Below are 24,974 nucleotides of genomic sequence, written 5' to 3' on the forward strand. Positions count from 1 at the left end.
AAAGGCGGGACAAACGAGCACGCGGGCAAGCGCGAAAGCGGCCGCGTGATACAGGACCCAGGTGGGTCAGATTTACTTCGGCGAAACCACGAAATGTGGGTCAGGTTTCAGTCGGCGTTGACAACTCACCACAACCTGCGAAATACAGGACGGCAGCCGCTGAATCTCGGGCATGGCGATACACCGAAATTGCCGCCGATGGATGCTGTCGGAAGCGGCTCCGTCCAGGACAAACAACAGGCGTTTCTCGATGAAATCATCGAGAAGGTTAATGGACTGTTCGAAGGTGAGCTCACGGACGATGACCAGCTCGTGTACGTCAACGGCGTCATCAAGGGCAAGCTGCTCGAAAACGCTACCTTGGTGCAACAAGCGATGAGCAACAGCAAGGAGCAGTTCGCCAGCTCGCCAGACCTGAAAAACGCGCTGCTTCACGCCATCATGGATGCATTCGAGGCGCACAGTGCAATGAGCACTCAAGCGCTTGGCTCTGAGCCAGTGCGCGAAGGGCTCAAGGATATTCTCCTTGGACCAGCGCAGCTGTATGAAGCGTTGAGAGCGCGTCACGACGGGGCACCGCCGGTTGCGCCTTGATGTGAAGGTAGGTCACGGCCACTGCGATACTTAAGTTACTCGACGCCCGATTATAAGTTGCCCGTCAAGAGCAATGACTCGCGACTTGGCATTCCTGACCGGGTATAAACGGTCTAACAGCAATCATACAAAGCACGGACTCGGTCTCAATTTGGCGGCGCACAGCGCGAATGCGCATCGGCACTGTCCGATGACGGTCTAGGCGCTTTGGCGCTTGGCACGGGTCCGCTATTGGTACTGGTCGTGGATGCCTCACAGATGCCTGCTGGCGGGTGCCACTGGCGGTGGCTGAGAAATAGACGGACGCCGGAACCACTGTGGCTCTTAGGTTTCACCAATTACCGAACAGTTTTTCGGAGATGATTTGGCGTTCACCCTCAGGCCGCACGCGCAACGCGGTTCGACAGGGCTGCGACATGGACGGTGGCAGCTCGCTTCTGTATTGAACAGAGCTCGGGCATCAGCGTCTCGCCCTCACTTAGCTCAAACCTTCGAACTGCAGTCGGAGCATCGATAATTTACCTAGGCCGATTTTTTAGTCGTGACTTCACGGCAACGTGTCACTTAAGAATCTAGTGGCATTTGCCGTTAAGGCTAAGGGTTGTCTCATTCCGAAAAATCGCCAATCGCGCGAGCACAGACGCACACTACATAAGTCGAAGAATATGAACTGGAAACCGTTTCTGACCCCTGCTGTAATCACATGTGTACTTGGTGGGCTTTTCGCATGGTCGAGCTACAACATCAAAAACACGCAAGCAATCGCGGACCAAAGGGTGCAGGTGGCCGACCAAAGAACTCAACTTGAGAAAGAGAAAGCACAATTCGCTGAGATGAGGTCGAAAACACATGACGGTGATGTCGAAGCGAATAGCCAACGTAGCATCGAACTGAACAAGCAAGCCGCAGAGCTCGACGAAAAGTCGAAGGAGTTGGCAAACCGCGAAGCAGAAATGACCGCAAAGTCCGCCGCGCTGCAAGCCGAGCAGGATGCGCTCGTCAAACGAGAGGCCAGCCTCGAGGCTCGCGAGTCATCCGTTTCTGCAAGTACTCAGCGGTCAGCCGCAGAAGAGCACATCCGGCAACGTATGACAGAATTCGACCATCTAGGAGTTAACGTAACCGGACCAGCCCCATGCGACACCCAACACCTGGCGCTATACAACCAAGCGACGAGTATCGTGGCCGAAATCGAGACGATATCGCGGACGTGGCACCTTGACGAATACATCCAATGGGCAGCTGACCACCAGCATTGGTCTCCGTCCACATGCAACAAGCAACAACATGCGATGGAATAGTACCCCGCAATAGATGAGCCCTTCTCGACGAGAGTGTTCGGTCAGTTAACTCATTGTGAACCTTGACTTCCTGATTCCACGGACTTATCAACACCTTGATTGAGCCACGCCGAGAAGGCCATCGCCAAGCACAGCGATGCAGGCCCGCTAACGCACAGAACAATGCGATTAGACCATCGCGCATTGACTCTCGCCACTGCGATGACGCCGGCGGACTGTCCCGTGAAGAGCGAACAGGAGAAAAGTGACATCGCGGTACCCCGAGCGGTCGGCGCCATCTGTGTCGCCTTCGTCATCACAACACTATGCAGCGCGTAAAACCCAAAACCCGCCGTCAGGCACGCAGGCAACGTCAGCCACCAGACCGGAGTCAACGCGAGCGCCACGAAAGCAATCGCGAGCAGTACACCGCGCAAGTTGCGCAAAGTCCGATTCGGCGAAGCTTCGCTACAAACTTGGGGCCGAACGGCTGTAAAGCAATCCGCCAATAGCGGAGAGGACGCTGCGAGGTACGCGCCGTGGTCTTCCTGGTGGCGGACTACCTGTCATTGCCATCCAATTCGGCGTCGCATGCTACTTTCGTCAGGAGCAGTCAGAGTATCCCAAATCGCTTTGAGCTAGCCAACCAACTGGGTAATTCAGTCCGCTTTCGTCCGTCCATTTTGAGCTCGCTCCTTGAAGCTGGCCGTAACAGACAACGACCGCAGGGCGAATAGACCGGAGATGCGCTATCCTCGCTTCTCTCCCGTAAAACGCAGTCCTTCAGCCATTCATGCCGATTCAACCCAAGTTGCATGGCCCAATCGAACTCGGGCCGGAGACGGTTCTGTACCGTGGAGTCAGTCGCGCGATGCACAAGCAAGGCATCGGCCTGCGGCCGAGAGATGCTGGCAAGCCGTTCGCGCGTAATGTTTGCCACGACGGGACATGGAAATTCGATGGTTCGGTCACTTATGGCCCTCCGCGCAGCCAAGCTGTGCACGCTCACCAGTGGAACAGCGAAGGGTTCAGCGGCCCCGCTCTGTCGTTTAGTACGCTCGAGGCAGTCGCAAGACGATTTGCGACAATGGACGGACTCGAAGACGGCGTAATCTATGCGGTGACCGTCGGAGAGTTGGTCGCGGCCGGCTGCACATTGGAGGACCCGCGTCGGCACACGTCGACGTTGCAAAACCCAGAAGAGCACGAAATAATCGTGGTGCCACAGGCGGGGCGAGAACTAGGAATTCACTCAGTGACCGTGGTTCTCGTCGAGCCGTGACCACTGACCGCGTGGCGCCGCTAACGCGTTGCGGGAATCGACAATTCGGCAGGTGCCGATTACCCGACAATGTCATCGTGAAATGGGCATGTTTCTGACTTGCCTTACCAATTGAAATGCTCTATCGACGTCGTCGCGCAACGGTGTACGCGACGAGGTGCACCTCCTGCATTGAGCGAATACCACAGATGCGCGGAGCGCATCGAATGAGTGGCGGCGCATCAATTATCACTTTATCTCGTTTTCCAAGTAGTGGAAGAACGAAACTTCGCGGCCAGGTGCTTTCATCTCTGCTTCGGAAAGCGACGCTGGCGTTACGACAAGCGAAAAAAATCTTCCAAGTACGTTTCCCGCATTCATTTTTAGACCGTCTGCCGCTAAATGGAAAAGCGAACTCACTCCAGACAGACCATATTTAACCTTAATCTTACGCAGATAAGTCTCGTACTGATTTCTTAAACTCAAAAGCTCCTCTTCGATTTCAGGCACGGACGCCGACCCTGAGGTCGCCTTATTCGCCCAAACGCGTAGCCCACCTTGTCTCTGTTTAAACTCATCTTCGTCGCGTAGAGAGAGAAGGTCCTGAAACGATATGGTTTGGTCAATTTGCGGAAACTGTGCAATGAGCAGCTTGCCAACTTGGACACGCTTCATTTCACGCGCCTCATGTTCCCAGGCGGCGGGACTGAACATTGCAAACGCTCTCGAACTGCTCGTAGCTCGCATGACAGCTGCCGATGCTCGAGACAGATGAACTCGAGCATCATGATAATGGTCGAAGGAATTCTCAGCGGGCTTTCGGCCTGCTTGTTCTCGTTCGCGCCATTGTGTAAGGTCGCTTGGATGTTCGTAGTCAAATCGCTTTTGGGCGTCGTCTGCCTGTTTCAAATGCTCTGATATCCCCGGGTAGCGTTCCGAGTCAAACGTGTTGTCGGGTTCGAAAACAACTCCAATTTCCTGGAGTGCCTCGTACGTATCCGCTCGCTCAGCCTTCACCGAGCTATAGCCGCGTAACATATGTTTTGCGGCCTCTAGCGTGAGAAGTCCAATCTTGTCGTATAGCATCAGATACTGTTTCAACCAGTCCGTTCCGCCCATGTGAAGCGAGGCGTCGGAAATACCGATATACTCAACTGAACGGACATTTGTTGGATTATCCATATTCGCCCCCGGGGAAAATCGTTTTGGTTGAAATTTTCTCATCGGTCGTCGCCCCGAAAAATGTTGCATGGTCTGCGACGGTAATCGCGACTGACCGTGAGATTTCTTACTGCGGCATATTTTAACAACAGCGCGCCAATCAGAATGCAGTTTTCTGCCGAACATTTCAACAAACTTAGGGTGGCGGGCTGCTCCCAACGCTTCGCAATCGCGTTTCGCCCACTTATACGTGTATTCATCGCCTATTGACGGAGCGGCTGTCTGGCAGAGATTTAGGTCCGGCGCGCCCATGCGCCAGAGAACCTCAGGCCTGGCGCAAACTGTGCTTCACACGCGTCGCAACGTCGCGCCGTTCAGCCCGAACGGGAACCATTATTCTCGTCTGAGCCACGGGACTGCCCATGAACGATACTGGACTGCATCCAAGTATCGTAACGGGCCGCGAAAGATTCAATGTAGGACATATTTGAATGACAAGTTTTCTGAAAACTTTTTGCGAAGAGAAGTGAACATGAAAAACAAAAGAATAGGCAGACCATCTTTTATCCGCAATTGAATGATTTTTGTCGAAACCACCTTGACTCATCGAGGTCCGTCAGCGAGATGGATAATAATTTGTTTGCTCAACGATTGGGCGATGTCAAAAAATCCATTTTTGAACATTTTTTACTGTTCGACCGAGTCTCCTTCGGCGTGCATGGAGAAAATATTCCACTGGCAGTGCTAATCAACTTTTTTGGGCGAAAAGGTTTCGAAGCTTTGGTCGTACAGGGAGCGGTCGGCTTCCTTCTGCGCACGCAAAATATTTTGCACTTCGTCGATGACTTGAACGGAATTAATCCGTTGGGCTGAGTGCCCTGCACATCGGAGAAAGGGAGGCCGTCAAAATCTTGGACGAAGTCCTTGTGTCCAGCCAGCGCGTAACCATGTCAGATTCGACTGAACGCGACGAAATTCAGGAATTCAGTTTCGCGCTTCGGGAGATGCTCGACGAACACCGCGAGGCGGCGCACGCATGGGATGCGCCTCCTGCGAAGCCCGTTGTAACCTACAAGAAGCGGCATAGGATGGCTCCCGATGTCGTGCCACCCGGGGTTCACTAGCGACTTGCTTCCCTGTCAACTGCGTCTCGCGAGAAGGCGAAAGTCCATCAACCCTCGCGGGTTTGGCCTCACGTCGCGAAGACATGGTGCAGCGCCCGCGGGCGCTGCACCTCCCTCTCAGTGAGCAACCGTATGGTTGGATGAGAACGCGACCAGGATATACAAGCTCCGGTCTTTGGAAAACTGCCCAGTGCGTGCTAACACCGTTTCATACTCCACCTGCGAGCGTCCAATTGGGATTGGACAGGGCCTTGGCGGTCTATGCTCAATATAGACGGTGAAGCGCGAAAGTAGCGAAGTCGTCGTGCAAGACAAACCATACTTCAAACGCGGAATTTCCAGTACGGCAAATGACTTTTTATTGCTTCATCGAGGCCATTACGCTGCTTCACAGGTGTCGAAGTGCGAATCACATAGTGAAGGTCAGAAAGCACGGGCCTCTGGTCAAAGGTATAAGCGTGACACGCGTCAAACGCTGCAATAGAAACGTCCGATGCGTCTAATGTCTCGACACCGTGCGTCACATAAATGTTTTCTCCCCCATCACCCAGACGGGGACGGTCGCCGCGCAGCGTCTTTGAAAGTAGCAAAGCTTTATCCTTATCGGACCCATAGAGTGTATAGCGCTTCGCTTTGGACTTTATTTTAGGAAACATTTGTTCGAATGCGTCACAGTCGACGTCGGGCGCGGCCATCACTACTTCACGCAAGTGTCGAGAATCCGCACGACTCAATTCTTTCAGCGCACCAAGTAAAACACGATTCCCCATACTATGAGCGATTATGTGCGCTGAGCTGACCCGAAGCTCGGATGTAAGTGTCCGCAGGAATTCCGCTAGACGAGGAGCACTTTGGTCAGCATTGTCCAGGTCGGCTAGGTAACGACTCGGTTGATGGTCCGAAGACCAACTAAAGCACGTGAGGAGCCCTTCAAAACCTATGTCGAACCCGATTTGCGCAGTGCGTCGAATCGCCTCATCGAAGCCTACGTTGTACCCGTGAATGAAGATAAGCGCATTCCGATTCTCAGCTTCCTCAAATCGAGATTCGGCCGATTGCTTCCACATTGACAGAGAATCTACTTTGCAGGACTTGATTGTGACATGCTTCCGGTCGTCCTCGCTTAACTGTAGTTTCCATACGGATGGCCTCTCTATTTTTCCGATTTGATGATTTGCGGGGAACGAGACCTGCGCCTGGCCATACGATAAGGTGTTTGAGCCACGGCCATCGTCGAATCGTGCAATGTGTTTCGCGGCTTTGCCTTTCTGACTCTTCGCGGGGTATCGGTCAGTTGCGAACCAGACAGTCGTCACCCCCCTCTGCACTTGTTCCCTTTCAGGTGCAAGCAAACGAGCGACCACGAATTGCTGCTCATGTGGCGGTGACACCTCAAGTTTAACGATGAGTTCCTGCGGGCTGGAAGCGAGAGCCCTAATTTCCGCAACGTTAATTTCGCTTCTTAGCTCTTTCAATTGCTCGATGATACCGGTCGAGAGCAGCTTTCCAGACGGCGAATTCAGATAGGCGTGTAAAAGCTGGACGTCTGTCCGCGCAATTGTGTCGGCCGCCTCCTTGAACTTGACCAGTGCCTGGCGTGCAAATGCTCTATCAATATCGCTCGCCGCAGCCTCATGGACCGGATTTGATAGCAGGTCAAACGCGTCATCGCAGAGGGCCCGCATACGTTGAAGTTCAAGTCTGAAATTTTCTACGTCGCGAGCTAGCAGAAGCTGCTGTACGCGGGCAGACAGGCTCTCAAGTTCGCGAATGATATCTGCAAGTATTTTGCTCATATACCGTTATCCTTGGGGAAAGGTATGTTCTGCGAGAGCACCGATGCGAGTGGGCGAGAGCCGCTGCCGGTCTCTCCACGACAGGCCGCGTTCCACACCCTGCGCTGTTGCACGGTCCGACCGCAAAGTCCAAACCGGCTCCAGGTCGCTTTGGATGCATAGGTTCAGCGAAAGCACCGTTTCTAATCCACGGCGTGGTTCATCCTCGATTACCCCGCTGGTAGGGGTGATGCTACGGTGGAAGATGCCATATGCATCGAGACTCAGTAGCTCGTCATCTAGGTTGCCCAGCGTTAGCGTGACGCTAATGGGGTGCTCTACGTCCAACTTATTGAAGTCGGAATCCGCAATTCCGATATTCCGGCGGGCGCCGAGGCGTAGGTCGATAGCGTCAAGCACCGTCGACTTCCCCGTGTCGCCCGGGCCTATCAGGCAGTTGATACCGGAATCGAGCTCACGAATGCCTCGGAAGTTTCTGATTTCAATCTTTCTAATTTTCGTCATATCCGCTCGTTTTTTCGTCAGCGTTGTCCGAATTTCGGCATGACCGCTTGAGCCTTGGCGATTGATGCCAACAGGATGTGCATGAGGACTTTCGTTTCTTTCCGAACGTCACCTCGCGTGGCGTTAACCAAAACGGTCGTCAACGAGCCATACGGCAGGAACTCGTCTTGTGCCAAGGACACGACCTGGCCGTCCGTCAGCCGTTGCTCGAGAGCGGCACCCAGCCATCCGCTAGGTAATGGATGCAAAGCGTGCGGGTTATGAATCAACACGGTACCCTCGCCCCACGTTTCAGGGGCTTCGTTCGGGTCACCTACTTCATATACAAATGGGCGCGGCATGCTTGCATTGGGCGTGTGGTCATAGCACGTCCCCCATCTGAGCATGCGGACCCCTTTTGTCTTGTATCTTCCCTGATGCCCCATTCTGTTGAATTTCGGGATGGTCCCGGTGTTGCAGAAAAGCACGGCAGATATGTTTTCGGCACCATCCTGACGGAAAAATCCCGAAGGGATTTCCTTGTCACCGAGTTTGTGCGACGTCAATTCGTGGTTCTCAATCGTGAGGTTGCCTTCCTCGTCGTGCCACCAGCGCTGACCGAGACCGAACAAATAACGCATTAGCGGCGTATTCGTCGAGCCTAGCGCTCCTGCGACGTGAAAGTCCTGAATCGCGAGGACCAGCGGACGGCCTTTCACGTGGGGCAACTTCCAGTACTCCTTCCGCAGTTTGGAAAAAAGCGGGCTGCCCAGTCGGATTGGTAGCGTATGTTCAATATCCAGTTGCGTCTGCTCTAACGCCTGTTCTTTGGAGAAAATATCGTAAGGCTGAATATCTTTTCGCGGGGGTGGGTTTGCGGTGACTGCTTCGATTGCTGCTGTGATGCCATTCTTGGCGACAAGGAAATCAGGGCGGTCAGCACTTCTGTCAATTTCGTGCCCCACGTTGGACAGCATGGTGGACAGAAACAGTTCGAAGGTTCTCGAGTCAAACCCGAAGGTCTGGAACTGCTCAACGAAATTACCATCAGGGTCGACAAAGCTTTCTTGCAACTCGCGAAGCAACCCGCGAGCGGGAGCATAGCCTGGGAGGTCACGAAGGTGCTTGAATTGCGGGTGCAGTTCTTCGTCTTGCTTGCCAGTGTCTGCAAAGAGGTCGATGGCCATTGATATGTTCGAGCGGTCAAGACGTCGAATGGACGCGAGGGTTACCATTCCATTGCGGCGGCGACGAGCGTGCAGGTGGTCGTGAGAATCATCGATGCTTCTCGTCGGCTGTAAATTTCGGGACGCCCGAGTTCGTCGACGTGATGTGCGAGGTGGCTGTAGTTGCGAACGGACTCAAAGAGTGCGAGCGCTCTCTGAAGTTTCGAGTGCTCCCGAGCCCGTGCGGGTTTGCTCGCGCGAGCCGTAGTCACCGAGTCTCGACTTTCGACTACGACTGCAAGGCTGTCCAACGCCTGGCGGCAGACGCTCACTACTGCATCGTATTCTCCCGCAGCTAGGTTACGTCGCGCAGCTCGAAGAAACTGAAGAGCGGGAGTGAATTCGGGAGCTGAATTGGCCGGAATCTCGACACCAACCACGAACGCGTCGCGAAACTCGAGTTGTCCCATAACCTCGGTCCAGTGGCTGAGGTTGAGCCGGTATTGCAATACGTCCTCGACTGCGTGCGAGTCTTGCGGCGAATGTGCCATCCCCTTGAGGGTGACCTGGAACACTATGCCGCCCCCGCCGCTAAATTCGTCGAGCGATACCAGCTGATTTTCGCTAAGGTCAAGCCGAAGCAGGGAGGTTAGTTTCCCACTGTACGGTAGTCGACGCAAAATGTGCGGCCCCTCGAACTCACCGGCTCCAAGGTAGCGGGCCCCCCCCGATGCGGGGAGAACAGAGACCGTAGCTCGTAGCCCGTCGATGTACATAGCGGGGTCACCCTCAGTGCTATTGACCAACGTAAACATGACACTAAATCTGAGCGAACCAATGCCGAGGCCCCGCTCTCCGAAGAGTCCGACGATTTGTGGTTCCGCTATTACATATGAGTGAAAGTTCAGGCTCATGCGCATCTTGCCCCGTAGTCGGGTACAACAGGGATGTTGAGGAGTAAGGCACGATTCGCTGCTTAGATACACCTTTGCCGAATGTCGGGCGTGAATCAGGAGCGCTTTGTCCGAAGTTGCTTTGGTAGCATGTATGTCTTGCGGATTGAGTTCTTGACGAGTGCCAGCAATGCGGACTGACCGTTTCCAGCACGTCCGTGGTATTGCTGATAGAGCTCGTACGGCAACTCGTACAGAAGGTCGACATCGCTAACGCTTGGTATGGCAGTACTGCGGCCGTACGAGCCAACGTAGAAACGGTACGCGGTCTTGGAGTCCAATTTTCGAAGGTCCGAATTCAACTGGCCTACGATGCGTCCGGTCCGGTATCCGATTGATGTTCGTTTCTCGCCGGTAATCCGAAGCGAAGTGCAAAAATCTGAAAACCATTCCCCGACACTCATGTTCAATCGCCCCTGCTTGTAGTTTTGTCGAATTTCCCTGAGCTTCCCACCCGCTAGAGCGCGCGCCCGCCACCGTTGATGTCGATGTCTACGATTGCCGGCAGTCCAATTGCCACTGCGACTGGGGTGTAGATGTCGGCATCGACTTCTTCGCTTACGCGCAAAGAGACGACCAAAGCGTATCTCGCTTCGGTGGCATGTTGCTTTGCCTCTTTCCAGTATTTCCACCAACCCCCAACGGGAATGACCGCAATCTGCGACTTCAGTGCGAGCTGTTCGGCTGTGCCCGTCCAGACATCCGAGTGGATTGAGCCTCGGGCGCGAATTTGAGGACCAAACCGCCAGTTCTTTACGTCTGGGTCAGGAAATTTCTCCTCGCTTTCCTCGTCCACTTCCTCATCGTCGGAGGTTTCACGTTCGAGTTTGTTAATTCGTTGCAGGAACTGTTCCTCATCTTCGGATGCGGCCTTAACGGCGAAACGAAGTCCGAACGACTGGTAACGGAATTTGCTCTGCCAGCCACGAGCGCTGGGATTTGGCTCTACAAAATATGAGAGCGTGACGCGCAATTCAACCTGAGTCTCACTCAGTCGGTGGAGCTCATCCGCGGGCCACGGAAGGTCGTGGAGTTGCATCGCACCAAACCCGATGTAGCCGCCGGGCTTCCGCAGATATGGGTTGAATCGTCGTTGCACGACGAGCGTCGGTCGATGCGCCGTGGAAAAGTGGGCGGTATCGGCGTTCACCAGACCGTAGCCATAGGTCCGCAACAGATTGTTCTTTTCGTCTCGCTTGAGTTCGTCGGGGAAGTGCGCACGCATCGCAGACGTGTGGTCCGCCCCATGCACGATTAACGCGCGAATGGTCTCCGGCCAGTAATCAGGATATTGAGACCGCGCGTGAGCACACAATCGGGCAATCTCCGCAGCTGCAGCGCTTGTATCTCCCGATGCCGACAGCAAGGTCGCCATCGGCGTGCTGGAAGTTGTCAACACACGCAGCGATTCCGGACCGATGTTGACCGAAAAGGCGTCTCGAGTTGCATTTCCGCCTTCCGCGACAACGTCCGGTTTTAGCGGCCATGATGACCTTGCCCAGAGTACCGAAGTCGTGGAGGCTGGCGACAGGTCGCCGGCCTCCGCTATGGGCGACAGGTCCGGATGCTGCCGCGCGTCGACCTGCGCTAAGGACGTTGTGGCCCCAACCGTTAGGGCGTTCCACGCTTGGCCCGGATTTTGTATCGGGCTCCGGCTATTTGACCTTGGGTAATCGGCCCAGTCAGGCCATGGCACGTTGCCGGCCGAAAGAACAAATAGACGAGGAACTCGGACGGCTTCCTCTTCGTCTTCTAGTTCATTCTCGGCGATACAGAGTCCGGAGCGACCGAATGCCAGTTGGTCAATAGTTGCCGACCACTCGGAGGGGGCGCCGAGGAGGTGACCGACAGATGTGGTCATCATTGCAAAAACGCGTGACCGCCTCGCAGCTGTCACCTCGACCCTGTTTACCGACTCAGATGTGACGGTGCCCCACAACTTGGGAGATGTTGCCCCATCGGGCGGAAGTACTTTGACCGATTCCAGGCGATGCGGAACGTGAAGCTCTTCGGCCGAGCTGAGCGGTGCTACCAGGTCACCGTATAGCGCAATGCCAGCCATTTCGCTTCCGTGGCCGGCATGGTCATTTTTATGCCACGACGGGTCATACGTGTGCAGGTCGTCGTCATGCAGTGCCGGCGCGAGAAGCGGATGCCCGTGATTCACACCTGTGTCTAGCAGGCATATGTGCGGGGCTTCACCGTCTGCAAAGCTCGTGCGGGCGAGCAGGTCATTTACCCACTGGGCCTGCTCGGCGGGTGTGAGGTCGCTCAGGAAAAATTCTGCGTTGGGCTCGATAGGCCGAACTTCAGCAATGAGGTCGAGCAGTTCGATTGCCTGTTCAAAGGCCGTTCTTGCGCCATAGGCTGCGATGACTATTCGCCCCGGAAATACCAGGTGTCCGGGTTCAATTTCAATGCCGACAATCTCAGCTTGCCTAGCGAATTCCGCAACGACTTCTGCAGCCCGCCCGCTAGAGTGACGCAGCCATATCTGAAACCAGTGAGGTTCAGTGTCGCCCGGTGGGTCGCCGGGCCCGAACCACATCTGCTCGAAGGCGGCGCGGCGAATATTCTCAATAGCATTCACCAATGCGGCTTGCTTAACCGCACCCTCGTTTTCGCTTTCAACGTATTCCTTAATCCGATTAACGAAGGCAGAAAGCCTCCCGTCTGGAACATGAAGAACGGCGATGTCGGAGTTTGTGTGAACTTGGACAGTCAACAATTCGATACCGTCGCGTTTCCATTCGACTTTGCTGCAATCGAAAGCACCGTGTGGAGCGAATTCGACAGCGATGGACATGCCTCGACGTAGGGGAAGGTCCAAAGCTTCTCTGGCTGCCTCAAGCTCATCAATCGTGTCGGCTAGCTCTTGCAATTGAGCGAGCAGCCGCTGACCGTGAGCGCCGATGTCTCTCTTTGGAGTCTTATTTTTGCGACCAGCTACAGGTGCCTGAAACGGAAGTCCCGTGACATGCCCATTGATGAACAGGTGGCTAACGAGTTGGTCTGCCATTCTCTCAAGTTCTTCATGTAGATTTTGCTTGAGAGTCTACAGCAAGATTTCCAGTTTTTACCTGTGTTAGTTGTGACCCTGCGCTCGTTCTTCCAAATGGCGTGCGACGCTTGATTCACTCACAGTTTTCTGGCCTTCCATAATCGCATCCTTCAATGCGTCGAGACAGGCTTTAACGATATCTGCATGCGATTCACCCCTCCCGGTGAGGGCGAGTCGGTGAAAATCGATATCCGCTGTCGCGAACACACCAAGGCTGTTCTTCAATAGCGACTCAATCTGCCGTTCGTCCGGCGCCTCGTACTTGATGACGTCATCGAATCGGCGGAACAAAGCTGTGTCGAGGTCCTTGCCGTGGTTTGTGGCTGCAATCAGGAGGCTGTCGGAGGCGTCTTGCTCAATAAGCTGCAAGAACATGTTCAGCGTCCGGCGCATCTCGGCTACGTCGTGCTGGCTGCCGCGCTGGAGCCCCAGCGAATCGAACTCATCGAAGAAATAGACGCCGCGGGTCGACTTTAGCGCTTCGAACACCAGGCGCAGCTTTGACGCGCTCTCGCCCATGAACTTGGTGATTAGGCTGTCGAACCGTGCCGTGAATAGCGGCAAACGCAGTTCGCCGGCCAGGGCGGCGGCTGACATGGTCTTGCCTGTGCCGGGCGGCCCCGTGAGGAGGAGTTTCCTGCGCGGGCTCAATCCGTGCGCGCGCAATTGTTCATGGTGGCGTTGTTCGCGGAGTACGCGATTTAGCTTCCAGCGAACAGCGTCTGACAACACCATCTGCTGCAGGTGCTCGTGCGGGTACTGCACTGTCAGCAATTCCGACAGTTCGCCCTTCGGCTGCGCAAGTGGAATCGGACGCTGTGCCACTTTGCTGCGCACCGTCGAGAGGCCCGGTTTCTTTCCAGCCTTCGCTGCGTCAACGAGGTCGCGCAGTTCTGCCGCCAACTTGGTGTGGCCGCGATGCGCTTCGTCCGCCGCCATTTGCATGGCGACCGCGTAGAAATGCTCGTGATTGTCACCAGCATATGCGCGCAGTAGTGCCTTCACTTGGTCGGAACGGGCCATCAGGAACCTCAAAAAGTCTCGAAACGAAGTATAGACTTCATACCGATTTGATGGTGCTATTATAGCAACTCGATGCGATTACAGCACCAAAACTAGGATGATTCCACCCAGAACCCAAGGCGAGTTGATTCGGTGGGCGCGCGGCAAAAGTACTCAGGCCGAATTCGCCGCCGCTCACGGCGTCAACAAGTCCTCCCTATCCAGGTTCGAAGCCGAGAAGGCAGGAGCACCGACGCACCTGATTAACGACTGCCTTTCGCAGCTCGCCGACTTCCTGATGGCCAACCCCGGCGCGACCGATGGAATCAAAGGCGCCTTGGATAACGCGCGGAAGACGGTCACGTTGCTCGAAGGCCTTGCGGGCGGTGACGCGTAAGAACGGCGGGATACTGTATGTATATACAGTAAAAATTGAATTTGCTAGTCAGGTAGGCCAGACGTCCTCACAAAACGGGCGTGGCGCCCGAGGTCAGTTGCGCGCCGGTGCCGGGCGCCGTGCGCCGGTGCCGTTTAGACAAGGTCGCTTTGCGGGCAATGGATTGCTCCAATATTCTCTCGTCTCCGTTCCCGACCATGTTAGTGTTCACCGACTTCGACGGCCGAGCGGTCGAACTGCTGTCGATTCTGCTAGCAGACGTTGCCAACGGCGTGGAAGTTGAGGCTCAAGACGCGGGATTTCTGATGCGAGCTTTGTCCGCAGTCGACGGGCGATGGACCGGCTTGCTGACGCTCAAGGCTGACGGAAGCTTAAGGAGCATCCGAATGAGCAACGCGACTGCGGAAAGCGAAGCTTGGCTAAATGCATATCAACCGAATCTCCGCTGGCCCGGTTGGTTGTATCTGGCGGCGGCTATCGCCCCTGCGCTTCGGCGAGTCGTGGAAGAGCGCAGCGTTATTCGACCGTCTCGACACGCGGCCCATCCACAACATCCCATCGGCGCACTACCGTCGGGTCCAGCCAGTCTGCCGCGCGGCGAATCCATTCGGCATCAATTACCCCATCGGTTGAAGACAGGCCATTGCTTTCAAATTCGTCGGCCAGGCTCCTAAGGCGAGTTGCTCGCTCCAACTTCACAGCCCGGTCTTCCACGTACTTGAATCGTTCGAGCGCTTGCCGCCGCAGTTTAGCCTGTCGTTGCTGCTCTGCAGCCTTGGCTTCGGCGATGACCCGACGCTCCGCATTCAACTCGGTTTGTACCTGACGTCGTATCGCCGGCTCACGGAGACGCACGAGAAATGCGGGTAACCGAAACTAATGGCACGCGTTAACCGAAACTAATAGCGCTCCCCACGCGGCTCAAAAGAACGGCGGTACGTGCCGAGAGCCGCATCAAGCCCTACGTCCCTGACACAGGAATCGGTCAACGCTCCTCTCGAAACTAGCTGCCTACAGCTGCCTGCGACTCAGAATAGGCGCAATTCCTTTTCTCTCTATCGATTCTTTGAGGCCAAAAAGTCGAGCAACATAGGCTCTGTCTGCATCGACCTCACCTTCTTTCGGACGTAACCGACGCATCCAGTCCCTGAGTGAAGAAACCGAACGAAATAGCTCCATTTCTACTTTCCTATTTCGCGTTGCGGCAAATACCAAGCCCAGATAGTCTAGCTCTCGAGCAGCGTTCGGCTCTCCCACTACAGCAACGTGCGAGACAGTCTCAAAGCGGTCCTCCATGGCCCGCCAAAACCACCTCTCACGATTCTCTGATGGCATCGTGTCAGCCCACTGCATCAACTGGGAAAGCGGAATAATATTGACGTTCCCATGTTCTTTTGAGAGTTTTCGAATATAGGCGCTGTCTGCCTGACTCAGTTCGCCAGCAACAATCACGTCTATGCGCCATGCACCTCGAATCTTCTCGGGGATTTGCATCAGCTCCGCCCGAGCTGCTCGAGCGCTCCGAGCAACCAGGTCATCCGTGAATCCATGGAAAGAATCGTCAACTTCAGAGCCTCGAATAAAGTCCAAATAAAAATCTGCGGCCTCGATTAACACGTACGGAGTCTTTTCCAGGCGCTTCTTGTTATCAAGCAGATAAGCGGCCATTGAGATTTCCCTATCACAATGCCAATCTTTTTCCGCAAATGCAAAACCGAATAATTCCGGTGAGCCAACCCAAGCGTCCCTCTCTATACGAGACTCGGATTTAACCAGTTCGTTGACTGCTCCCTCGTCGTCTTCACACACTTGATAAAAATCGCTAATCTTCGAGTGTTCGATAAGTTGCGCCCAGACTCCGTCCCGTCCTAGCAGCTGAAATGCAGGGACAACGAATGCTGGATATGAGGGCACGGTTCTGAAAAATCCGACAACGCGAGCAACGATTTTAGTTTTCATCACAGCGCTCCCACAAGGGCGTGGTATTCTTCAATTTTAAATTCTAATAACGCTTGATATTCGATTGCCGGTTTATTCTTACTTGCACGGTACTGCATAACATGCAGACCCACCTCGTTTTTGAATTTCCTAACAAAATCGGCATCGGCCAAGGTCGTTGGTATCAACATCGCCTCGACGTAGTCGGACGTCATCGGAATTTCATCTTTTATTATGAGTTCAATGGATAGACGACGGTCGTCCGCGTCTCCTTCCGATGGCGCAGCTTGAATCATAGATTTGACAACTTCGACCTCGAACTCACCCGCGATGCCTTTTATCTCAATTCCATCTCCGTGCCAGTAATTAGAGTTCTCCCCGTAGAACGCTGTCACGTGCCGACCTTGCATATCGTTGTTCGTTGGATACTCGAAAGAGTCGAGCTTCATCTGCTCGTCAAGCCACTTCTTGTAGCGACCACCGTCAAAGGCCCCGGTGTCGAACGGAAATAGTCGTGAACTAAGCGCAAGCACCTCTTCCTTGAACACCAGGACCACAGGCGACGCAAAGCTCTGCTGCATGTAAACATGGCCCTTGAATCGATAGGCCGGTCTTCCGTAAAACATATATGTCAACGGCGCTTTGAAGACCGGGCATTGTTGAGGCGAGAGGACCCCCGATTTCAAGATGGTACGCAGTGCAAGTGCGTTGGTCGTATGCACCCACCGTAGACTCTTGCCCTGCGGGGGAAACTGCTTCACCCAGTCGTTGAGTGGATAGTCCGGCAGCGTTGATGGTCCTGCGATGACAGAAGACACGCGTCAGTCTCGTTGTATTAGGTAACGCCGCTAGGGCGGCGCTGAAAGCAATTTTGGCGATGGGTCCCCTAATTTTATCAAGAATTTTGACGCTTAGACCTGCACGGTTTCCGCACGACGAGGCGTCTAGATTGGGACGCGAGGAACCCCGGCTACTGCGACTAAAGCGGGTGGAGAGCATTGAACAACTTTGCTGCATCGTTGCGCGGCCACAAGTTATCAAAAAACTATCTACAGCTAACGCCCTCGTTCTACCGAAGCTCTCCAAAGGAAGCTGTGGACAAAGCGAAGTCGCGGTGTTCACATCGACGATGTTGTCGAGACTTCGACCTTCAAGGAGCCTTCACTATTGACGAGCCGCCAACGAGGCACCGCCTTCCAAGAGCGAGCAAACTGCGAAGGGGAAATCGAGAGTGCGGGCGCAAAAAAAAGCGCTGGAAAAAGCTCCAGCGCCCTTCGGACATTAATTCTGGTTGCGCCTTGTCAGATACGGCTCAGCGGCAGGTAAGAGCCCCGTAACCGAAACAAATTCGAGCTCTCGTAACCGAAACTAATGCAACTCAGCAAACACACCTGCCCCAGCCGTCCACTCACTCCACCATCACCGACTTCGCCAGATTCCACGTTTTTGCCGGCGTCCGATAGGAGCGCATCAACGGCCACCGCCGCTTGTCGTCTTTGGGAGGCAGTGAGCACCGTGCGCCTTCAAGAGGCGCATTCGCTAGAGCAGCAAATAAGGGCACCCCGACTACGATGCTTGGCGGTCAACGAAGCCGCTGTGCGTGAACTGGACGATGCTGTCGCAGTTTGAATCGCTTTCAGTACATTGGGCTGGAGCACAGGCGAGAAGCGCGGACCAGCGAAGGCAGCAGAAGTCGGGCTGAAAAGCCACCCTATGATTGTTGCCCAGACCGAGAAAACGACGGCCATCTCAAACGCTGTGGCCGTCGTTCCTGCGGCTGTGACGTCCGCTGGGTGCCGTCATGTGAACTATCGGAGCGCATCCATCAATAAATGTCTCAATGGATGCTTCCCAAAATCTCAGGTTATGGCTCCCGCTACACAGCTCCTCAAACATCAATATTCCCCGCCCGCAACGCATTCGACTCAATGAAAGCTCTCCGCGGCTCCACATCATCCCCCATGAGCGTCGTAAAGATGCCATCAGCCGCGATAGCATCCTCAATCTGCACACGAAGCAAGCGACGCACGGTCGGATCCATCGTAGTCTCCCAAAGCTGCCCAGGATTCATCTCACCGAGACCCTTATAGCGCTGCTTCGAAATATTCCGTTCAGCATCAGCCAGCAACCACTTCATAGCGCTCTTGAAGTCGGTAACAGCCATACTCCGCTCACCACGCTTGATCACCGCACCAACCCCAATCAACCCCTTAAACGTATTAGCGGTATTGATCAGCTGTTGGTAATCAGCGGTCAGCTGAAAATCCTGATCCAGCACAGAAATCTTCTGGTTGCCGTGATGAGTCCGCGCAACGCGCAGCGAGCGCAGCTCACGCACCGGGTCATACATCGTCGTGACCTTAACCTCAGGCTTCAACGCATCATCACGCAACTTGGCTTCGAGAGCCGCCGCCGACACTGCAGCCGCTTCCTCACTGGTGAGGTCAATCACAACCCCATCCATCACAGCCTCAAGCGCCCCAGCGTCATACAACCGGCTCAAACGGTTAACCACACCTTGCGCAAGCAAATAAGCCCGAGCCAACTCCCCCAACGCATCCCCAGTAATCGGCGTAGCACCTTCAGAAGCCAACAACTCCGACCCCTGCAACGCCAGCTTCAAAATGTGAGCATTAACCTCAGCCTCATCCTTCAAATACCGCTCATCCTTACCCGCCTTGATCTTGAACAGCGGCGGCTGCGCGATATAGATATACCCACGTTCGATCATGTCCGGCATCTGACGATAGAAGAACGTCAGCAGCAGCGTGCGAATGTGCGCGCCGTCCACGTCAGCATCGGTCATGATGATGATGCGGTGATACCGCAGCTTATCGAGGTTGTAATCCTCTTTGCCAATGCCGCAGCCTAAAGCCGTAATCAGCGTCACAATCTGCTCCGAAGAAAGCAGCTTGTCATACCGCGCCTTCTCGACGTTAAGCACTTTACCCCGCAGCGGCAAGATCGCCTGAAACTTCCGATCCCGCCCCTGCTTCGCCGACCCACCTGCCGAATCACCCTCGACGATATAAATCTCTGACTTCGCCGGATCCTTCTCCTGGCAATCCGCCAGCTTCCCAGGCAACCCAACACCATCCAGCACACCCTTCCGCCGCGTCATTTCACGCGCCTTCCGAGCCGCATCCCTTGCCCGCGCAGCATCAACAATCTTGCCGCAAATGATCTTCGCGTCGTTCGGCGTTTCCTGCAGGAATTCTTCGAGCGCCTTCGCGACCACATCTTCCACCGGCGCGCGCACTTCCGACGACACCAGCTTGTCCTTGGTCTGCGCGCTGAACTTCGGCTCCGGCACCTTCACCGACAGCACGCACGAGAGCCCTTCGCGCATGTCGTCGCCGGCGGTCTCGACCTTCGCTTTCTTCGCGACGTCGTGATCGGTGATGTACTTGTTCAACACGCGCGTCATCGCCGCACGCAAACCGGTCAAGTGCGAGCCGCCGTCGCGCTGCGGAATGTTGTTCGTGAAGCACAGCACGTTTTCGTTGTAGCTGTCGTTCCACTGCATCGCGACTTCGACGCCAATGCCGTCTTTCTCGCCGCTGACGTGGAAAATGTTCGGGTGCAGCACGGCCTTGTTCTTGTTGATGTACTCGACAAAACCCTTCACGCCGCCCACGAACGCGAAATCTTCTTCCTTGCCCGAGCGCTGATCGGTCAGGCGAATCCGCACGCCGTTATTCAGGAACGACAATTCGCGAATTCGCTTGGCCAGAATGTCGTAGTGATATTCGACATTGCCGAAGATCGTTTCGTCAGCCAGGAAGTGGACTTCGGTGCCGCGGTTTTCGGTATTGCCGATCAACTGAATCGGCGAGACAGCCACGCCGTCGACCTCTTCGATGATGCGGTTCTGCGGCACGCCACGGTGGAATTCCATGAAGTGCTTCTTGCCGTCGCGGCGAATCGTGAGGCGCAGCCACGCCGAAAGCGCGTTCACGCACGACACGCCCACGCCGTGCAGGCCGCCGGACACCTTGTAGCTGTTCTGGTCGAACTTGCCGCCGGCGTGCAACTCGGTCATCACGATTTCAGCGGCGCTGCGCTTCGGATCGTGCTTGTCGTCCATCTTCAGGCCGGTGGGCACACCGCGGCCATTGTCGGTGATCGAAATCGAGTTGTCCGCGTGGATGATCACCTGGATATCGTTGCAGTGCCCGGCCAACGCTTCGTCGATCGAGTTGTCCAGCACTTCGAATACGAGGTGATGCAAACCGGTCCCGTCTGACGTATCCCCGATGTACATCCCTGGCCGCTTGCGCACCGCCTCCAGACCTTCGAGGATCTGAATCGAGGAGGCGCCGTAGCTGTTGTCGGGTTGCGAATTGTTCGTTTCAGTCATGGATTTTTTCCGGTTCTGCGTTACTGCTGGGTTGCTGCTCGGGACTTTTCAAAACACCATAAAAACGCCAAAGGGGCGCTGCGCCCCTTGGTGTGTTCTAGGTATTGGACGCGTTAGATGCGCATCGGCATCACCACGTATTTGAATTCGTCGTTCTCGGGAATCGTGATCAACGCGCTGGAGCTGGCGTCGCCCAGGCTCACTTGCAACATGTCGACCTTCAGGTTCGCGAGCACGTCGAGCAGATACGTGACGTTGAACCCGATATCGACGCTGTCGCCGTCGTACGCGATTTCCAGTTCTTCTTGCGCCTCTTCCTGATCGGCGTTCGTCGACATGATCTTCAACTGGCCCGGCTCGATGATGCAGCGCACGCCCTTGAATTTGTCCGACGTCAGAATCGCGGCGCGTTGCAGCGAACGCTGCAGTTCTTCACGGCCGATCAAAAATTGATTCTTGTGCGACTTCGGAATCACGCGCTGGAAGTCGGGGAATTTGCCTTCCACCAGCTTCGACACCAGTTCCACCTGGCCGAACGTGAACTTCACCTGCGTCGGCGCGATGTCGATCTTCAGCGTGTCGTCGATGTCTTCCAGCAGACGCTGCAGTTCGAGAATCGTCTTGCGCGGAATGATCACTTCCTGACGCGCGAACGAGCCTTCAATCTTCATCGACGAGAACGCGAGGCGGTGGCCGTCTGTCGCGACCGCCATCAGCTGGTCGCCGTCCACCACCAGCAGCATGCCGTTCAGGTAGTAGCGAATATCTTGCTGGGCCATCGAAAAATGGACCATGCCGAGCAACTGGCGGAACGTCTTCTGGGGAACCACCAGATTCGCGCCGTAGTCTTTAGCTTGAGCGACGGTCGGGAACTCGTCGGCCGCCAGCGTTTGCAGCGCAAAGCGGCTCTTGCCGGATTGCACGGTCAAACGCTTGTCGTTCAGCGTGAGCGTGACCTGACCGTCGGGCATGGCGCGCAGAATGTCGAGGAGCTTTCTTGCTGCCACCGTGGTCGCGACCGAATCGCCGCCCACGCCGAAATCGGCACGCGTGGCGATTTGCAACTCGAGGTCGGTCGACAGGAACGACACGTCCGGGCCGTTCTTGGTAATCAGCAAATTGGCGAGGATCGGCAACGTATGGCGGCGTTCGACGATGCCGCTCACGGTTTGCAGCGGCCTGAGGAGGTTATCGCGTTCGGTCTTGACCAGTTGCATAGAGTTCCTTCGTTGATATGACGGCCCGCGCGCCTTGTCTGGCAGCTTTCCCGCGCGCACCCGCGACTCCCCGCCGGCGCCACGCAGCGCCTGTCACGGCGTGAATTCCGCCCGCGGCCGCCGGGCGGTTAAACCTGTATTGTGCCTGAAAACAGAACCGCTCCCCTAAAATGGGGGCGAGTTCCGAAATAAACAGGTCGATTTTTCCGTCCGGGCGGCTTAGCCCTTCAGTGTCTGCTCCAGCACGTGCAGTTCGTGGTTCAACTGCGCATCCGTGCTGCGCTCAGCGGCAATCTTGCGCACCGCGTGCAACACCGTGGTGTGATCGCGCCCCCCGAACAACTCGCCGATTTCCGGCAAACTTTTCTGCGTCAACTCTTTCGCCAGATACATCGCGATTTGCCGCGGCCGCGCGATATTCGCCGGACGCTTCTTCGAATACATGTCCGCGACCTTGATGCTGTAGAAGTCAGCGACGGTCTTCTGGATGTTTTCCACCGAAATCTGCCGGTTCTGCACGGTCAGCAGGTCTTTCAGCGCTTCTTTCGTCAGCTCGATCGTGATTTCGCGGCCGTGGAACTTCGAATACGCGAGGATCTTGCGCAGCGCGCCTTCCAGTTCACGCACGTTCGAGCGCAGGTGTTTCGCGACGAAGAACGCGACGTCCTCATTCAGGCTCACGAACTCCGATTGCGCCTTGCGCATCAGAATCGCGACGCGCATTTCCAGCTCGGGCGGCTCGATCGCCACCGTCAGACCGGAGTCGAAGCGCGAGATCAGGCGATCGTCGATGCCGGAAATTTCCTTCGGATACGTGTCGCTGGTGATGATCACCTGCGCCTTGTTCGCGACCAGCGCCTCGAACGCGTAGAAGAATTCCTCTTGCGTGCGGGACTTGCCGGAGAAAAACTGAATATCGTCGATCAGCAGCAGGTCAAGCGAGTGGTAGTAACGCTTGAATTCGTCGAACGCCTTGCGCTGGTAGGCCTTCACCACATCGGACACGTACTGTTCCGCGTGGATGTAGCGAATCCGCGCGCCGGCCTTGTCCATCAGAAGCTGGTTGCCGATCGCGTGGATCAGGTGGGTCTTGCCCAAGCCCACGCCGCCATACAGAAACAGCGGGTTGTATGAGATGCCCGGATTGTCCGCGACCTGAATCGCCGCAGCGCGCGCCAACTGGTTGGCCTTACCGGTCACGAAGTTGTCGAAGGTCAGCACGGGGTTGAGCTTCGAACGTTCGTACATCGAGTCGTTTTCGCCGTTGCCGTTCGAACTCGCGCTTTGACCCGGACGCCAGGTGCGGCGTGCAGCGGCGGCTTCGTTCGCGTCGAGGCTGGGGAGATCGAGATCGGCAGCTTCTTCAGCCGCAGCGCGTGCGTTCGCGTTGAGGGTCGCCATCGCGCCGTTGGCGCTGTTCGCGCGCGCAGCGTGTGCCGATTGCACGGCGCCAACGGCCGCGTCCACTGCAGCACCGCCGCCGTTCGAACCCGATGAATGGCCGCCGCCCATGGCGCCTGGTGCGGAAGAAGGGCGCGACGGGGCTGGCGACGAAGACGCTGCCGGCGCGCGCATGCCGGCTTTCGGGTCCAATACAAATTGCACATCGACCGGGGCCTGCCAGAAATCGCGAGCCATATCGGAAATGCGGCCGGAGAACTGGCTCTTGACCCAGTCGAGCTTGAAACGGTTCGGCGCCGCGATGCTCAGCGTGTTCGCAGCGGCGTCGAAGGCGACCGGGGCCAACGGTTTGATCCACGTCACGTACTGCTGGGGCGTGAGCTCACGCTCCAGCAAGGCGGAACAGTGTTGCCAGAAATCGTTCATCGAGTTGCTGTCGTTATGATTGCACGGCGGTCTGCCGCTGCCCCTGTCGCGCGCACGCAACAAGGCCCTGAGCAGCCAGGCGGAACGGCTCCAGGCGCTTGTGCCACAAGGGATTGCGGGGCAAGCGAGCCGGAGCGGCGTGCAGGATTTTTGGGAAGTAAGGCGAGATTCTAACGCCAAAACGGTAGCGCAAGGGAGTTATCCACAGGGACGGATCATCTCGCAAAGCGTGCGCGGGGCGCCCCCGAACCAGGCTAAACTATTGACGACCAAAAGAAAACGGGTTTAAATAGCGGGTTCCGCGAAAACCAATTCTGCACGACCTCCGGCCATTGCGCTTTCAGCGATGATCGCGCGGTTATTTTTCGATCAAGTGAGAGCAACATGAAACGTACTTACCAACCTTCCGTTACCCGTCGCAAGCGCACCCACGGCTTTCGCGTTCGCATGAAGACCGCTGGTGGCCGCAAGGTCATCAACGCACGTCGCGCGAAGGGCCGCAAGCGCCTCGCCATCTAAGGCAGGCGAGCGGATTGCGCGCTCCGTCTGTGCCTACAAGCGAAGCTCGCGGTGAAGCGGGAGCGGCTGGGGCGCCGCAACAGGGCTCGGTTCCGTTGCGAGCACAAGCCGCCTTCCCCAAAGCCGCAAGGCTACTGAAAACGGATGAATTTTCATCCGTTTTTCGTTTGCGCCCGTGGCGCCGCACCCCGCACTTCGTGGTGTACGGGCGGCCCACCGGCAAGGACGCTCGCCTGGGTCTCGTGATCGGCAAGAAGTATGCGCCGCGCGCGGCCACGCGTAATCTGGTTCGTCGAATCGCGCGTGAAGCCTTCCGGCTGCGTCGCGCGGAATTCGGCGGTTGGGATGTGCTGCTGCGTCTGCACACGCGCTTCGACAAGAAGGCTTTGCCGAGCGCCTCGTCGCCCCCGTTGAGGGCGCTGTGCCGTAGCGAGATAGAAGCGCTGCTCGACAAGGCAGCGCGCGAAATTGTCCGTCGCGAGGCGCCGCCCGCGGAAGCGCCCAAGACGGAATGACGCTCAAGTGACCGCCCGCCTTGCAGCCATGCTGCGCGGGCGTCGCCCGGTACTCCACGTTGCGCGGCGCCGTCCGGCCGCACCAGCCATGCAAACGGTACTCATCGCTTTATTGCGTTTCTACAAGGTTGCTGTGAGCCCCATGCTCGGCAACCGGTGCCGTTTTTACCCTTCCTGTTCTGATTACGCGCGCGAAGCAATCCAGTATCATGGCGCCGCGCACGGGACTTATCTCGCCGCCAGGCGTATTTGCCGCTGCCACCCGTTTTCCGCGGGCGGCATCGATCTCGTCCCGCCTCCCACTTCTGAAAAGCGCTGAC

Annotated in this window: 21 protein-coding genes and 1 pseudogene; 8 read left to right on the forward strand and 14 right to left on the reverse strand. The window is 56.1% G+C overall.

Translation table 11 applies throughout. The annotated features are described in order from the left end of the window. The 3 genes and pseudogenes from ACAX43_RS22565 to ACAX43_RS22575 all read left to right on the forward strand — a co-directional run. Window positions 1-594 (forward strand): annotated as a pseudogene (locus tag ACAX43_RS22565) (hypothetical protein); the annotation flags it as partial. A gap of 665 nt (window positions 595-1,259) precedes the next feature. Beyond that, entirely contained in the window at window positions 1,260-1,895 is a 636-nt protein-coding gene (locus ACAX43_RS22570; RefSeq protein ID WP_370710636.1) for a hypothetical protein, read from the forward strand. 772 nt (window positions 1,896-2,667) lie between these two features. After that, window positions 2,668-3,156 (forward strand): hypothetical protein, encoded by a 489-nt coding sequence (locus tag ACAX43_RS22575; protein WP_370710637.1) that lies wholly within the window; start codon window positions 2,668-2,670, stop codon window positions 3,154-3,156. 228 nt (window positions 3,157-3,384) lie between these two features. On the opposite strand, the gene ACAX43_RS22580 is transcribed toward ACAX43_RS22575, so the two are convergent. Continuing rightward, window positions 3,385-4,608, reverse strand: coding sequence for a hypothetical protein (locus ACAX43_RS22580; RefSeq protein ID WP_370710638.1), 1,224 nt, complete (start codon window positions 4,606-4,608; stop codon window positions 3,385-3,387). Window positions 4,609-4,920: 312 nt separating this feature from the next. On the opposite strand from ACAX43_RS22580, the gene ACAX43_RS22585 reads away from it, so the two are divergent. Next, on the forward strand, window positions 4,921-5,169 hold the full coding sequence (locus ACAX43_RS22585) for a hypothetical protein (protein WP_370710639.1): 249 nt from the start codon (window positions 4,921-4,923) through the stop codon (window positions 5,167-5,169). Window positions 5,170-5,743: 574 nt separating this feature from the next. Here the strand turns inward: ACAX43_RS22585 and ACAX43_RS22590 are convergent. The 7 genes from ACAX43_RS22590 to ACAX43_RS22620 form a co-directional block, all read right to left on the reverse strand. Then, the gene (locus ACAX43_RS22590; protein WP_370710640.1) at window positions 5,744-7,216 is read right to left on the reverse strand and encodes an alpha/beta hydrolase; all 1,473 of its coding nucleotides are present in this window, start codon (window positions 7,214-7,216) and stop codon (window positions 5,744-5,746) included. A gap of 6 nt (window positions 7,217-7,222) precedes the next feature. Continuing rightward, window positions 7,223-7,720 (reverse strand): ATP-dependent endonuclease, encoded by a 498-nt coding sequence (locus tag ACAX43_RS22595; protein WP_370710641.1) that lies wholly within the window; start codon window positions 7,718-7,720, stop codon window positions 7,223-7,225. Window positions 7,721-7,737: 17 nt separating this feature from the next. Then, window positions 7,738-8,886, reverse strand: a complete 1,149-nt coding sequence (locus ACAX43_RS22600) for a hypothetical protein (RefSeq protein WP_370710642.1) — start codon at window positions 8,884-8,886, stop codon at window positions 7,738-7,740. 41 nt (window positions 8,887-8,927) lie between these two features. Next, window positions 8,928-9,440, reverse strand: a complete 513-nt coding sequence (locus ACAX43_RS22605; protein WP_370710643.1) for a hypothetical protein — start codon at window positions 9,438-9,440, stop codon at window positions 8,928-8,930. Between the two features lie 434 nt (window positions 9,441-9,874). Then, entirely contained in the window at window positions 9,875-10,222 is a 348-nt protein-coding gene (locus ACAX43_RS22610) for a hypothetical protein (RefSeq protein ID WP_370710890.1), read from the reverse strand. Window positions 10,223-10,275: 53 nt separating this feature from the next. After that, window positions 10,276-12,837, reverse strand: a complete 2,562-nt coding sequence (locus ACAX43_RS22615; protein WP_370710644.1) for a S8 family peptidase — start codon at window positions 12,835-12,837, stop codon at window positions 10,276-10,278. A 66-nt stretch (window positions 12,838-12,903) separates the two neighbouring features. Continuing rightward, a complete protein-coding gene (locus ACAX43_RS22620) occupies window positions 12,904-13,902 on the reverse strand; it encodes an AAA family ATPase (RefSeq protein ID WP_370710645.1) in 999 nt (332 codons plus the stop codon). A gap of 124 nt (window positions 13,903-14,026) precedes the next feature. On the opposite strand from ACAX43_RS22620, the gene ACAX43_RS22625 reads away from it, so the two are divergent. After that, a complete protein-coding gene (locus tag ACAX43_RS22625) occupies window positions 14,027-14,278 on the forward strand; it encodes an XRE family transcriptional regulator (RefSeq protein WP_370710646.1) in 252 nt (83 codons plus the stop codon). A 516-nt stretch (window positions 14,279-14,794) separates the two neighbouring features. Here the strand turns inward: ACAX43_RS22625 and ACAX43_RS22630 are convergent. From ACAX43_RS22630 to dnaA, 6 genes are all read right to left on the reverse strand, one after another. Next, window positions 14,795-15,133, reverse strand: a complete 339-nt coding sequence (locus ACAX43_RS22630) for a hypothetical protein (protein WP_370710647.1) — start codon at window positions 15,131-15,133, stop codon at window positions 14,795-14,797. A 156-nt stretch (window positions 15,134-15,289) separates the two neighbouring features. Continuing rightward, on the reverse strand, window positions 15,290-16,237 hold the full coding sequence (locus ACAX43_RS22635; protein ID WP_370710648.1) for a hypothetical protein: 948 nt from the start codon (window positions 16,235-16,237) through the stop codon (window positions 15,290-15,292). After that, entirely contained in the window at window positions 16,237-17,034 is a 798-nt protein-coding gene (locus tag ACAX43_RS22640; RefSeq protein WP_370710649.1) for a hypothetical protein, read from the reverse strand. The genes ACAX43_RS22635 and ACAX43_RS22640 overlap by 1 nt, the downstream gene beginning before the upstream one ends. Before the next feature lie 1,070 nt (window positions 17,035-18,104). Next, the gene (gyrB, locus tag ACAX43_RS22645; protein ID WP_370710650.1) at window positions 18,105-20,576 is read right to left on the reverse strand and encodes a DNA topoisomerase (ATP-hydrolyzing) subunit B; all 2,472 of its coding nucleotides are present in this window, start codon (window positions 20,574-20,576) and stop codon (window positions 18,105-18,107) included. Between the two features lie 113 nt (window positions 20,577-20,689). After that, window positions 20,690-21,793: a DNA polymerase III subunit beta gene (gene dnaN / locus ACAX43_RS22650; RefSeq protein ID WP_172162131.1), complete on the reverse strand. Its 1,104-nt coding sequence runs from the start codon at window positions 21,791-21,793 to the stop codon at window positions 20,690-20,692. A 219-nt stretch (window positions 21,794-22,012) separates the two neighbouring features. Continuing rightward, window positions 22,013-23,620: a chromosomal replication initiator protein DnaA gene (dnaA, locus tag ACAX43_RS22655; RefSeq protein WP_370710651.1), complete on the reverse strand. Its 1,608-nt coding sequence runs from the start codon at window positions 23,618-23,620 to the stop codon at window positions 22,013-22,015. 384 nt (window positions 23,621-24,004) lie between these two features. Between dnaA and rpmH the strand changes: the two genes are divergently transcribed. From rpmH to yidD, 3 genes are all read left to right on the forward strand, one after another. Beyond that, window positions 24,005-24,139: a 50S ribosomal protein L34 gene (gene rpmH, locus ACAX43_RS22660; RefSeq protein WP_004198824.1), complete on the forward strand. Its 135-nt coding sequence runs from the start codon at window positions 24,005-24,007 to the stop codon at window positions 24,137-24,139. Between the two features lie 29 nt (window positions 24,140-24,168). Further along, window positions 24,169-24,654, forward strand: a complete 486-nt coding sequence (rnpA, locus tag ACAX43_RS22665; protein WP_370710891.1) for a ribonuclease P protein component — start codon at window positions 24,169-24,171, stop codon at window positions 24,652-24,654. 88 nt (window positions 24,655-24,742) lie between these two features. Continuing rightward, on the forward strand, window positions 24,743-24,973 hold the full coding sequence (yidD, locus tag ACAX43_RS22670) for a membrane protein insertion efficiency factor YidD (RefSeq protein WP_370710653.1): 231 nt from the start codon (window positions 24,743-24,745) through the stop codon (window positions 24,971-24,973). The last annotated feature ends 1 nt before the right edge of the window (window position 24,974 follow it).

The sequence above is a fragment of the Paraburkholderia sp. IW21 genome, assembly GCF_041321145.1.
GTDB lineage: Bacteria > Pseudomonadota > Gammaproteobacteria > Burkholderiales > Burkholderiaceae > Paraburkholderia.